Source organism: Lactobacillus sp. B4026 (genome assembly GCF_026535825.1).
GTDB lineage: Bacteria > Bacillota > Bacilli > Lactobacillales > Lactobacillaceae > Lactobacillus > Lactobacillus panisapium.
In genome coordinates this window covers 53,049-65,129 of sequence record NZ_JAFNPD010000008.1, presented here as the reverse complement: position 1 = coordinate 65,129, position 12,081 = coordinate 53,049, and the positions used below count along the sequence as shown (strand labels likewise).

Sequence of the window (12,081 nt, the reverse complement as noted above, 5' to 3'; positions counted from 1 at the left end):
AAGCCCAGAAATTTTTTCTGAACTTTTTAGCGGTAATGTTTATTTAAATAATTTAAAGCATCTTCAAAGGTTCCAACAGGAACAATTTTCATCTTAGTTTTAATTTCTTTAGCAGTTTTACAAGCAACCGCGTAGTTACTTTCGCTCTTTTTTAAAACCGTGGTATCAGTTGGTGCGAAAAAGACCTCCGCGCCAGCCTTATCTGCGGCCACAACTTTTTTGTCTACGCCGCCAATCGCACCAACTTGGCCTTTAACAGAAATTGTTCCCGTCCCGGCTATTTTATGCCCTTTTGCCAGGTTTTGCTGAGTAAAAGTTTCATAGCTAGCTAGGGTAAACATTAATCCCGCTGAAGGGCCGCCAATTGCTCCAGCATTAATACTTAATTTTGGCTTAGTGGTGATTTTAACGTGTTCAATTAATTGGATTCCGATTCCTGGCTTATTCGTCCCAGCAACTTTCACGATCTTACCAGTAAATTTGCGTTCGCGACCGTTGCGTAGAACATTAATAACGACATTCGAACCGATTTGCATTTTTTGAAAATAAGCGATCATTTCCTCAGTAGAATGAAATCTCTTGCCATTAGCTCCGAGGACGGTATCTCCAATCTGCAGCTTGCTCTTAAAGCTGGAATTTTTTTGAACCTGCATGACATAAACGCCCTCATAATTCAATTTAGGCTTTAATCCAGCCTTTTTGGCTGCATAGTAAATCGCATTTTGCTGACTTGTTTCCATATACCAATTTTGTAATTCTTGGTATTGGCTGCTAGTGGCATCGCCGAGTAATTGTTCCTTGGGAACCCGCGTATAAAACTTTTGCGTATAACTTAGCAGGTACCGCAAAACTGAGGCGGGACGCGTAGTTTCACTCACCGTTACCAAGTAAAAATTATTGGGCTTCTTGTTTTTACTCTTCATAAATAGGTTAATGGGAACAGCTTCTCCTGGCATTTCAATATAGTAATCAGTTGGCCAGCTTAACCCGATGGCAACTAATAAAACTGCCAAAATGGCGAGTAGCCAGTTACGCTTTTTGTTAGTCTTTTTACCTTGTGGTTTTGGATGATCGCTCATTAGCCCTTCCTCAACTTCTCTTTTAAAGCCGCTGCCGAGCTTGCTGGTAAAAAGCTGCTAATATTTCCACCAAACTGTGCAACCTCCTTGATAACACTTGAAGCGACATAACTATTATTAGGTTCCGTAAAAAATAAAACCGTTTCGATTTTAGGATTTAAATCATGATTCATGGCTGCGATTTCCTGTTCATACAGAAAATCTTCACTATTACGCACGCCCCGGATAATTACTGACGCCCCTAACTCTTGCGCAACATTAACAGTTAATTTATCCGGTCGTTTTAAAACCTCGACTTTTGCTTGACCTTCGGTGGCATCTTGCACAAGACTAACCCGTTTATCAACATCAAAAAGATATTTTTTTGAAGTATTAGTCATTACCACAACGTAAACCTTATCAAAAATTTTAACGGCTTTGTTAATCACATCGACATGACCATTAGTAATGGGATCAAAGCTACCCGGAAAAAGTGCGAAACTCATTTATCTTCCTTTCGATAAAAACGAACAATTGTCTTACCTAAATGATGCTTTTTCGTTAAAGAAAAGCCTTCAACTTCACCAATACTGGTTTCATCATCTGTTTCTGCAACCACAATTGCCGCATTAGTTAACAAATCTTTTTCAAGCATTTTCTTCATATCAGCTGCAATTTTTTGCTTAGCATAAGGGGGATCTAAGAAGACTAAATCAAATTTTTGCTTTTCACTTGCCAATTTTTTTAAAGCAGCATTACTAGACATTTTATATACAGTAAACCGATCCTCTTCTTTAGTTAATGCGACATTCTTACGGATGATTTCAACGGCCTGGTAATTGATATCAACAATTGTGGCATGCTCTAATCCTCGTGAAACCGCCTCGATTGCTAGTGCACCGCTGCCTCCGTATAAATCAAGAACCTGGCCCCCCGCAAAAAATTGCCCTAAGCTATTAAAAAGCGATTCTTTGACTTTATCACTTGTTGGCCTAGTTTTCTGGCTTTTAAGCGTCAATAAATTCCGCTTAGCATATTTACCTGCAATAATTCTCATGATAACTGTTCCGTATTTTTTTCTTGTTCTTCAAGCAACTGTTCTTCTGCTTCACTGGCTAAATCTTTAATCTGCTGTTCAATATGTGTACTTGATAAATCAATATTTTCACCGATGGAACGGTCAACACCATTAACAAAATCGAGTGAGTTCAAAACAGCAATAGTTTTATCAGCATCTTTTTGATCAACGTATAAGACGCAATAGTTCATTTTTTTCGAAAAATAAACGATATCGCCAAAGCGTCTCAATTTATATTGATTGCTGACAGAGTTCAGGTAAACGATTAAGCCTTGCCTCTTAGTTACATTACTAGCTACTAAATCATGGTTAATGCTCATTAATAGCCTCTTCCTCTTTTCTAATTCGTTCATTTGCAGCGATATTCAAGACTAGTCCGATTGAAGTCGAAAGCACGATTAAGGAAGATCCACCATAGGAAATAAATGGCAGAGTAACACCAGTAATCGGTAGTAAACCTAGAACAGCCCCAACATTAAATAAAGTTTCTGTAAAAATAATGGTTGTAACACCAAAACAAACTAACGCATCAAACTGTGATTCGGCATGAATACCAACATCCATAATGCTCCACATCAAGTAAAACAACAGCGCTAAAACGGCTAAAGCCCCAATTACCCCGATTTCTTCAGCCGCCACAGCTAAAATAAAATCAGTATATGGTTCAGGTAAATAGCCCCGCTTTTGCATGCTATTTCCTAAGCCAACACCAAACAGTCCACCATTATGGATGGCATAATAGGAGTTGACCAATTGGGCTCCGCCTTTTTGCTCAAGCTCAAAGGGATGCATAAATGACATGAGTCGCCGATATTGGTAACTATCTTGTAAAAACTTGGGGTTCCATTTAATGATTAAAAAAACAAGAAAAAAAACACCAATAGCAATTGCTAACAAGCAAAGGACTGCTTTCTTTGCTGGAACTCCAGAAACAGAAAACATCACTATTACAATCATTGCCAAAATCGCTGTTCCGCCTAAATCGGGCTCAAGAACAACCAAAAACATCATTACGCCGGCTAAAATTGCTGGTCTAGACAGATTTTGAATAATATATCCTTGATTAAAAGAACCGTCATGACGATCAAGATAATAAGCTAAATAAAGCACCAGTGCTAACTTAGCAATTTCGAGCGGCTGTATTTTGATGACTTTCAGATCAATCCAACCTACCGCTCCGTTAACTGCTGCGTCAGAACCTTTAAAAATCTTCAGGATAATCAAATATAGCAGTAGCATCATACTGATACCTAAAAACCAAGCCACAAACTTAGTATTTTTGAAGATTTCGAGCCTTAATAAGAAAGTTACTGCCGCAAAAAGGAAGACAGCAAACACAGCATATATTGCTTGTTTGATTCCATATGTTGCCGGCTTAAAACCATTTACGAGCAAAATATCAGAACTAGCTGAATAGACCATGATAATGCCAAATACAACCAGTAACAGATAAGGAACTAAAATTTTATAGTCCAGATGTTGAAATTTCTGTCGCAAAAGTAGCCCTCCTTTTTTGTAAATTATTATCCCTTATTATAAAACAAAAATGGCACCACTTCATCAGTGAGTGCCGTTCTTGTTGATAATATTTACTTTTTGTTACGTTTCTTATCAGCTTTTTGCCGTTCAGAAGTGTTTAAGATCTTCTTACGTAACCGAATTGATTCAGGTGTTACTTCACAATATTCGTCATCATTTAAGAACTCAATAGCTTCTTCCAAAGTTAAAGTTTTTGGCGTTCTGATTGCGGCAGCGTGATCCTTACCAGCAGCACGTGTGTTAGTTAAGTTTTTACCCTTAATAACATTGACTGCAATATCACGGTCACGAGATGATTGACCGACAATCATTCCTTCATAAACTTCAACACCGGCACCGATAAATAGTTCTCCACGTTGTTCAACAGTTTGTAATGAATACGTAGTTGATTTACCCTGACTAATTGAAACCAATGCGCCATTTTGACGACCAGGTTCCCAGTTCTTAACAACTGGTTTATAGCAGTCAAAACTATGGTTCAAAATACCATAACCACCAGTTTGAGACATAAATTCATTGTTATAACCAATTAACCCACGTGAAGGAACTAAGAAGTCAAGGCGAGTCTGGTTATTACCAGTTGATTCCATGTTCTTCATTTCACCTTTACGTTGGGAAAGCGTATCGATAACCGAACCCACATATTCATCTGGCGTATCAACTTGCACAGCTTCGTAAGGCTCGCACATTTGACCATCAATTTCCCGGTAAATTACTTTTGGACGGGAAAGTTGCAATTCAAAACCTTCACGCCGAAGTTCTTCAACTAAAATTGATAAGTGTAATTCACCACGACCAGATACTGTCCACGCATTAATTTGGTCAGTTGGTTCTACCTTCAAAGAAACATCTGTCCGCGTTTGCTTAATTAAACGGTCTTCCAATTTCTTTGGGGTAACCTTGTCTCCTTCACGACCTGCAAATGGTGAGTCACTAGCAACAAAGTCCATTTGCAAAGTTGGTGGGTCAATCTTAAGAAATGGCAATGCTTCAGGATCTTCAGCAGAAGCAATAGTTTCACCGACAAAGATATCGTTGATACCACTGATTGCAATGATGTCACCAGCCTTAGCTTCTGTGATCTCATTTCTCTTCAAACCAAAGAAACCAAATAATTTAGTAACCCGGAAGTTTTGTTGTGAACCATCACGTTTCATAACTGTAATGTTGTCGCCAACTTTTACACTACCACGGTAAATACGACCAACACCGATACGGCCAACATAATCATCCCAGTCAAGCATTGTAATTTGGAATTGAAGTGGCTCATCAGCATTATCAAGTGGAGCTGGAATAGCTTTAATGATTGTGTCGAAAATTGGGTCCATTGTTTCTTTTTGAGTTGCTGGATCCGGATCATATGAGGAAGTACCATTCAATGCTGAAGCATAAACAACCGGAAAGTCAAGTTGTTCATCATTTGCACCTAATTCAATGAATAATTCCAGAACTTCATCAAGAACTTCTTTAGGACGAGCACCAGGACGATCAATCTTGTTAATCACAACGATTGGTTTAACACCAGCCTCTAACGCCTTCTTCAACACGAAACGAGTCTGTGGCATTGTACCTTCATAGGCGTCCACCAATAGCAAAGCCCCATCAACCATGTGCATGATACGTTCAACTTCACCACCGAAGTCGGCGTGTCCAGGCGTATCCAAAATATTGATGGTAGTATCACCATATTTAACCGCAGTATTCTTAGATAAAATAGTAATACCACGTTCACGTTCAATATCATTAGAATCCATTGCACGATCTTCCAGAGCCATATGTTCGGGCAGAGTGTCGGATTGTTTCAATAATTGGTTAACCAAAGTTGTCTTACCATGGTCAACGTGAGCTATGATAGCTATATTCCTAATATCGTCTCTTCTTTTTTCTGACAAAAGTATTCCTCCTCCACTCCTCAATAAAAAAACTGTGACAATGTCACAGTTTCGGCGGCACGTCAAAAACATGCTAATCGAAGTGTTTCATATCTGTATATTTACGCTCATTGATTTTAACACCTAACTATATACTGGTCAACGTTTATCCCTCTTTTTCAAATTAAAAATTTAGTATAGAATAAAAAGCAGACAAATTAGCCTAACTTATGGTAAAAATATAGATATAACTTTTTATGAAAGAGTGAATGTAATTGATTTTAATGAAAGATATTACCCGCGACGGTGATCCTGTGTTACGACAAGTAGCAAAACCGCTAACTTTTCCTTTAAGCGACCATTATCGCCATCTTGCTGATGAAATGATGGAATACTTAATTAACTCACAAGATCCAGAAATCGCTAAGAAGCACCAATTGCGTGCCGGTGTTGGACTTGCAGCGCCGCAGGTTGGCGAAAGCGTCCAAATGGCATCCTTGCTCGTACCCAACGATAAAAACGAAATTATTTTTAAAGAAACAATTGTTAACCCAGAAATTTTATCTGAATCCGTTCGTCAAGCATGTCTCAGCGAAGGCGAAGGCTGTTTAAGTGTTGATAAAGTGATTGATGGTTATGTACCACGACCTGATAAATTAAAATTTCATTATTATACAGTCGATGGTGAAGAAAAGACAATTCGGCTTAAAGACTACCCTGCCATTGTTGCTTCACACGAAATTGAGCACTTACGTGGTCACCTCTTTTATGACCGGATTAACAAACAAAATCCGTTCCAATTAGATGATGATACTGTTGTTATTTATTAATTGAATATACCCGAAATTAAACCGTCAGCTGGTGTTTGACGGTTTTTTTATTAAACTATTAGAACTCGATTCTATACTTGAAATAACAATTATGGTAAAATTTTACTAGCTATTGGATACTTTAAGCTACCCAAACAAGAACGTTTTATTAACTGAATAAGGAGAATACAAATATGATCTACAAAGTTTTGTATCAAAAAGATAAGGTAGTTAACCCTCGTCGTGAAACTACTCAGACTCTTTACTTAGAGGCTGAAAATTTAGTCACAGCTAGAACTTTGGTTGAGGAAAATACCCCCTACAACATTGAACTCATCCAAGAATTAGCTGGAAATTCACTCGAATATGAAAAAGAGCACGCTGATTTTAAATTGACGTCTTTCGAGAGTAAGAAGTAGTTTAAGTGCGTATTAAAAATAATGAAGTCGCTGTCGTTGCAATCGGGGGGTTGCACGAAATCGGCAAAAATATGTATTGTGTTCAATACCAAGATGAAATTATCATCATGGATTGTGGAATTAAATTCCCTGAGGATGACCTTCTTGGTATTAATTATGTTATTTCCGATTATTCTTATTTAATTAAGAATCGGAAAAAAATCAAAGCCTTGGTAGTTAGCCACGGACACGAAGACCACATTGGCGGGATTCCATTTCTTTTAGAAAAAATACCTGAAATCCCCGTATATGCTACACCTTTTGCACTTGCATTAATTAAGGGAAAGCTTGAAGAACATGGTATTTTGCGGACAACTGAACTTCATGAAGAACATGAAGATACGGTTCTGAAATTTAAGAAATTAACTGTTACCTTCTTTAGAACTACTCACTCAATTCCTGATACACTCGGAATCGCGGTTCACACACCACTGGGTGCGGTTGTTTTTACTGGTGATTTTAAATTTGACCTAACTCCAGTAATGAACCAACCTGCACCAGATTTTCAGAGAATGGCTAAACTTGGTAACGAGGGCGTGCTGGCCCTTCTCTCGGATTCGACTAATGCCGAAGTTTCGCAATTTACTAAATCGGAAAGATTCGTTGCCCACTCACTGCATGATATAATCACAGGCATTCATGGCAGAATTATTTTTGCCACCTTTGCCTCCAACCTCTACCGGGTATCAACAGCAATCGAAGCGGCAATTGATACCGGAAGAAAGGTTGCCATTTTTGGTAGAAGTATGGAAAATGGCGTCCAAAACGGAATTGACCTCGGCTATTTAAATGTACCTGAAGGTTTAATCGTTGATGCTAATGAAATCAATCATACTCCAGCTGAACAAGCAATGATTCTTTGTACTGGCTCTCAGGGAGAACCATTAGCCGCTCTTTCCCGCATAGCCAATGGTACGCACCGGCAAATTAGTTTGCAGCCGGGCGATACCGTAATCTTTTCTTCCAATCCAATACCAGGTAACACTTTAAGTGTTAACCACCTCATTAATAAACTGATGGAAGGTGGCGCAAACGTTATTCATGGCCGCATCAATAACGTTCACACATCTGGACATGGTGGTCAGGAAGAGCTGAAGATGATGGTCAGATTGACTAAGCCAAAATATATGATTCCTGTGCACGGTGAATATAGAATGCAAGTTGTACATACGGAATTGGCACAAGCTGCTGGAGTACCGGAAGATCACACCTTTGTCTTAGAAAATGGCGAAGTCCTCTGCTTTAGCCCAGAAGGTTCAAGAATTGCAGGTCATGTTCCTGCCGGCGATGTTTATGTTGATACGTCCGGAACTGCAGATGTGGGCAATGTGGTTGTGCATGATCGCCAAGTGTTATCAGAAGACGGCTTAGTCGTGGTAGTTGCAACAGTTGACTACAAGCATAAACGAGTATTGGCTGGCCCCGATGTTTTAAGTCGTGGTTTTGTCTATATGCGGGAGTCAACAGAATTAATCAATCAAGCGCAAAAACACATTTATCACATTATCAAAAGCGAAATGGATAAGGTAGAAACGCCTAAAGATAGCGTTGTTCGCAAGGCAATTATTGAGAATTTAGCGGATTTCTTATATTCCAAAACTAAAAGAAGGCCAATGATTTTGCCGATGATAGTTGAGAAAAAATAATTGAAGCCCCAAACGGGCTTTTTTATTTAAAGTAAAAAACAAAATGAATTCTAATTTAAAAATACACCTACTCGTCAATGAAACTGCTGGTAATGGTCGTGCAAAAAAGATATTAGATCGCATGGTTTTATTGCTGATAAAGGAAAAAATAACTTTTGATGTTAAAAAGAGTGCATTTGCCGGTGAAGCCATTCGGTTAGCACAAACATATGCTGACAAGCAGCATTTGAATAACGAAGTTTTAATTATTATTGGCGGTGATGGATCACTAAACGAAGTATTAAACGGTATCAAAAGATCGCAGAATCCGTTAACCCCGTTCGCCTACTTACCGGCCGGAACCGGAAATGACTTTGGCCGTGCTGCTAATCTTCCGAGTGATCCGCAAGTGCTTCTTGACAATATAAAACAGCACGTCTTTAGCCCCACCCTAACTGATTGTGGCTCCTTTAGACTTCCCGAGATTAGTGAGCAAACTTATTATTTTGCGAATAGTTTTGGGATTGGCTTTGACGCATATGTGAACCACCTTAGCAATATTTCTAACCTAAAAAAACTGCTGAATAAACTAAATGAAGGCAAGTTAATCTACGGTCTTCATATTTTATCGGCCTTGTACAAGCAGGATACCTTTCACGTTGATCTGGAGGCTAACGGTAAAAGATGGCATTATAACGATGCCTTTTTAGTAACTACAACTAACCACCCATATCTTGGTGGTGGCATCCCTCTATTACCCTGCGCTAAAATTGATAGTCATAAAATTGACACGGTCATTGTTGAAAAAGATAGCTTAAAAAAATTAGTTAAGCTTTTTCTTGATCTATTAAAAGATGGTTCTCATCTTAATGATCCGCAATTTCATTATATTGAGGCAGATAAAATTACGGTTATAACTAATCAAAAAGAATTCGCCCAAGTTGATGGCGAGCAAATAAAACGACAGCCCTTTAAACTTGAGTTTGCTGTTGATCAATTTAGACTGTACCGGTAAAAACAAAAAGAATCATGAAGAATTTATCTTTATGATTCTTTTTTTGCTTTAAATTTGATAAAGACTATACGATTTTGGATTGAGCAAAAATACTCATTTTACGTGTAAGTTTGTTTAATTCTTGAAGATTGACATGGCTACCAGTAGTACAAATATCATAAATTCCACCATCGTCAATTAAGCGATGCTTAGTCAAATTAAAGCCATTCTGCTGATAAAATGCTAAGCGCTTTTGTCGCTGTTCATAGTTGTCGGCCTCAGAAGTAACGGGCTCAATATCTAAGAAGATCTGCTTAGCGGGGTATCTTTCTTTTAGTAAAGTCAGTACCTGACTGCCATACCCGTGTCCTCTTTTGGTCGGGTCAATTGCTAAATAGAAAAGATAAACCGCCTTTTCATCAACCGCAGTATAAGTGAGACCAATGAACTGATCCTGATCATACAGACCATCAAATTGAACTGCTTTTTTTAAGGACAATAACTGCAACTGCCAAAGTGGGAATCGCTCATTTTGCGGGAAAGCACTTAAATATAGTTTTTTAACTTTCCGATAATTAGCAGATAACCATTTAACCTGTTTAAATTTTAAAATAATACCCTTTCTTTCTCTCTAAAAATTAATCTAAAATGCATCAAACGAACCATTCTTTTTTTCCTTTTTAAAGCAATAATTGAAGATAACAATGCCAACAATTAGCCAAAACAAATTAACCACTACAAAAATTATGTAGGTATTAAGCGGAACGCTTTTACCTATAAATAAGCTCCGTACGATTTCGATACCACTGGCATAGGGAATAATCTGCTGATAAGGCGTAATCATTGGTTGATAGATATTGGAAAACATTACCAGTAAGGCCTGCAATATTGTTGCCCACTGTCCCATTCGCTTATAATGAATTGAACCGGAGGCAAAAATCAGCCCGATACCAAACATTCCTAAGTTTGAAATCAAGGTAAAAACAAATGTTAGTAGAAAAGCAATACACAAGTCAAGCAATGAAAAATGACCAAAAAAGCTCGTGACAATACTGATAATGATTAAATAAATCCAGGTGTAGAGTTCTTCAACAATTGTTTGGACTAAATAGATTAGCCATAAGGGAAGAGCTGATTGCGCCTCAGTTTCAAATATTCCCGATGTTTCATCGCTTTCGACACTACTACTACATGAGTTTAAGGCAGAAACACCATTGCTCCAGAACAAATAGCCGATTAGAGTTATCAAGATGTTGCCCTTGATCCCATATTGCTGACCAATATTATTACCGTTTGCTCCGAATAAAATGAGTAGCAAAGCACCAGCATATATGATCATTTCGGTGATTGTTGCACTGAGATAACGCAGTTTAATTTTTAGCTGCAGCTTAAGCTGAACCACAAACAAAGTTACCAGCTGTTTTAACTTATTCATTTAATTCACCCCTTTAATTCACCCCTTGACTCTAGCTGTATATATTATGGTAAATTGCCAACAAATCAGCTTCTTCGAGATGATGATCAACTACACGCGGAATCACTTTATCTTTAATAAAGAGATATTGATCAACGACCCCCGATAACATCTGAGTATCATGCGACGAAACGAAAATTAGTTTATGCTGATTATTTTTCAGTGCCAAAATGAAGTCTGCCAAATCCTTTTGCGCAGAAATATCTAAGCCATTTGATGGTTCATCAAGGAGGACAAAATCCGTTTGCATGGCGGCACCAACTAGAACAGCTGCCTTCTTCTTTTGACCTGTCGATAATTCTTGAAAAATTGTCTTCATATTTGGAGAAAAATTCAATTCAGCAGCCAATTTGGCAATGCTCTTTTGGGCAACTTTGGGATCAACACCTTTAATTGAGGCAAAAAATTGACAATTTTCCCAAGTATTCAGCCGGTTAATTAGTCCTCTTTCACCAGAAGCAATAAAAGACGTGTGTGAACTTGCCCATTTAGCATAATCTTGGGCTACTTGATCATTGGTTATTCGGCCTTCCGTTGGCTCCAGAACTCCTGCAATAAGACGCAAAAGTGTAGACTTGCCTACACCATTTGGGCCGATTAGGCCTACAACTTTTGGCTGAACATTAATTGTTAAATCAATTTGATTTAAAACCATTTTTTTGCCATATTTTTTTGTTAGTTGCTCAAATTTTAGCGCCATTGGCAAGTCCTCTTTTCATTAATTTTTAAGAATTAATGAATTATAACATTGAAGTGTAACAATATCAACTTAGGTAGGAAATCGCTGCGGCAAGTTGGACTAATTCCATTATGACCGCAACTAAGCTTTCTTCATCTGCTTGAGCCCAAATTTCACCCGTATTTGCATCATATTCAAAGCCATCAGCTAAAATTAGTTCTTCTGCCGAATCTAGCAAGTTTTGATCACTGGCACTGGGATCAATTTTAAAAAGAGTTCGACCATCATCGCCAACCCGGAAATAATTATCTTTTTGTTCTACAAAACAATAGATTGACTCACCCATTGCATCTTGAACAAACGTAACAATTTCCCAAGCATTATCTGCGATCTGACAAATTTGCGTCTGGTCCTGGACCCACGAGCCGATTGCCTTTTTTAATTGTTGACTTTCATTAGCAAAATTTTGGTTCATTTAAAAAGTTTCTCCTATTCT

Annotated in this window: 14 protein-coding genes; 4 read left to right on the top strand and 10 right to left on the bottom strand. The window is 38.1% G+C overall.

What is annotated here, in order from left to right:
• Window positions 1–26: 26 nt before the first annotated feature.
• From J3U69_RS07595 to typA, 6 genes are all read right to left on the bottom strand, one after another.
• Window positions 27–1,079, bottom strand: coding sequence for a SepM family pheromone-processing serine protease (locus J3U69_RS07595; RefSeq protein WP_103751557.1), 1,053 nt, complete (start codon window positions 1,077–1,079; stop codon window positions 27–29).
• Complete coding sequence (gene coaD / locus J3U69_RS07590) at window positions 1,079–1,564, bottom strand: pantetheine-phosphate adenylyltransferase (protein WP_103751556.1); 486 nt, start codon at window positions 1,562–1,564, stop codon at window positions 1,079–1,081. The genes J3U69_RS07595 and coaD overlap by 1 nt, the downstream gene beginning before the upstream one ends.
• A complete protein-coding gene (rsmD, locus tag J3U69_RS07585; protein ID WP_103751555.1) occupies window positions 1,561–2,115 on the bottom strand; it encodes a 16S rRNA (guanine(966)-N(2))-methyltransferase RsmD in 555 nt (184 codons plus the stop codon). Before rsmD ends, coaD begins: the two co-directional genes overlap by 4 nt.
• Window positions 2,112–2,456, bottom strand: coding sequence for a YlbG family protein (locus J3U69_RS07580; RefSeq protein ID WP_267413589.1), 345 nt, complete (start codon window positions 2,454–2,456; stop codon window positions 2,112–2,114). The genes rsmD and J3U69_RS07580 overlap by 4 nt, the downstream gene beginning before the upstream one ends.
• Window positions 2,446–3,633 carry an FtsW/RodA/SpoVE family cell cycle protein gene (locus J3U69_RS07575; RefSeq protein WP_220221097.1) on the bottom strand — a complete coding sequence of 396 codons (1,188 nt, stop codon included), beginning with the start codon at window positions 3,631–3,633 and terminating at the stop codon, window positions 2,446–2,448. Before J3U69_RS07575 ends, J3U69_RS07580 begins: the two co-directional genes overlap by 11 nt.
• A 92-nt stretch (window positions 3,634–3,725) precedes the next feature.
• Window positions 3,726–5,567 (bottom strand): translational GTPase TypA, encoded by a 1,842-nt coding sequence (typA, locus tag J3U69_RS07570; RefSeq protein ID WP_103751552.1) that lies wholly within the window; start codon window positions 5,565–5,567, stop codon window positions 3,726–3,728.
• Window positions 5,568–5,821: 254 nt separating this feature from the next.
• Here typA and def point away from each other — a divergent pair, with 254 nt between their 5' ends.
• The 4 genes from def (at window position 5,822) to J3U69_RS07550 (ending at window position 9,453) form a co-directional block, all read left to right on the top strand.
• Window positions 5,822–6,376 (top strand): peptide deformylase, encoded by a 555-nt coding sequence (gene def, locus J3U69_RS07565; RefSeq protein WP_267413588.1) that lies wholly within the window; start codon window positions 5,822–5,824, stop codon window positions 6,374–6,376.
• Window positions 6,377–6,549: 173 nt separating this feature from the next.
• Entirely contained in the window at window positions 6,550–6,774 is a 225-nt protein-coding gene (locus tag J3U69_RS07560) for a DNA-dependent RNA polymerase subunit epsilon (protein ID WP_103751550.1), read from the top strand.
• Between the two features lie 5 nt (window positions 6,775–6,779).
• Complete coding sequence (gene rnjA, locus J3U69_RS07555; RefSeq protein WP_220221095.1) at window positions 6,780–8,459, top strand: ribonuclease J1; 1,680 nt, start codon at window positions 6,780–6,782, stop codon at window positions 8,457–8,459.
• A 43-nt stretch (window positions 8,460–8,502) separates the two neighbouring features.
• On the top strand, window positions 8,503–9,453 hold the full coding sequence (locus tag J3U69_RS07550; protein ID WP_267413587.1) for a diacylglycerol/lipid kinase family protein: 951 nt from the start codon (window positions 8,503–8,505) through the stop codon (window positions 9,451–9,453).
• Window positions 9,454–9,517: 64 nt separating this feature from the next.
• On the opposite strand, the gene J3U69_RS07545 is transcribed toward J3U69_RS07550, so the two are convergent.
• The 4 genes from J3U69_RS07545 to J3U69_RS07530 form a co-directional block, all read right to left on the bottom strand.
• Window positions 9,518–9,931 carry a GNAT family N-acetyltransferase gene (locus J3U69_RS07545; RefSeq protein ID WP_267413586.1) on the bottom strand — a complete coding sequence of 138 codons (414 nt, stop codon included), beginning with the start codon at window positions 9,929–9,931 and terminating at the stop codon, window positions 9,518–9,520.
• 144 nt (window positions 9,932–10,075) lie between these two features.
• On the bottom strand, window positions 10,076–10,867 hold the full coding sequence (locus J3U69_RS07540) for an ABC transporter permease (protein WP_267413585.1): 792 nt from the start codon (window positions 10,865–10,867) through the stop codon (window positions 10,076–10,078).
• Window positions 10,868–10,898: 31 nt separating this feature from the next.
• A complete protein-coding gene (locus J3U69_RS07535) occupies window positions 10,899–11,606 on the bottom strand; it encodes an ABC transporter ATP-binding protein (protein WP_103751545.1) in 708 nt (235 codons plus the stop codon).
• A gap of 64 nt (window positions 11,607–11,670) precedes the next feature.
• On the bottom strand, window positions 11,671–12,060 hold the full coding sequence (locus J3U69_RS07530; protein ID WP_103751544.1) for a DUF1828 domain-containing protein: 390 nt from the start codon (window positions 12,058–12,060) through the stop codon (window positions 11,671–11,673).
• Window positions 12,061–12,081 lie beyond the last annotated feature (21 nt).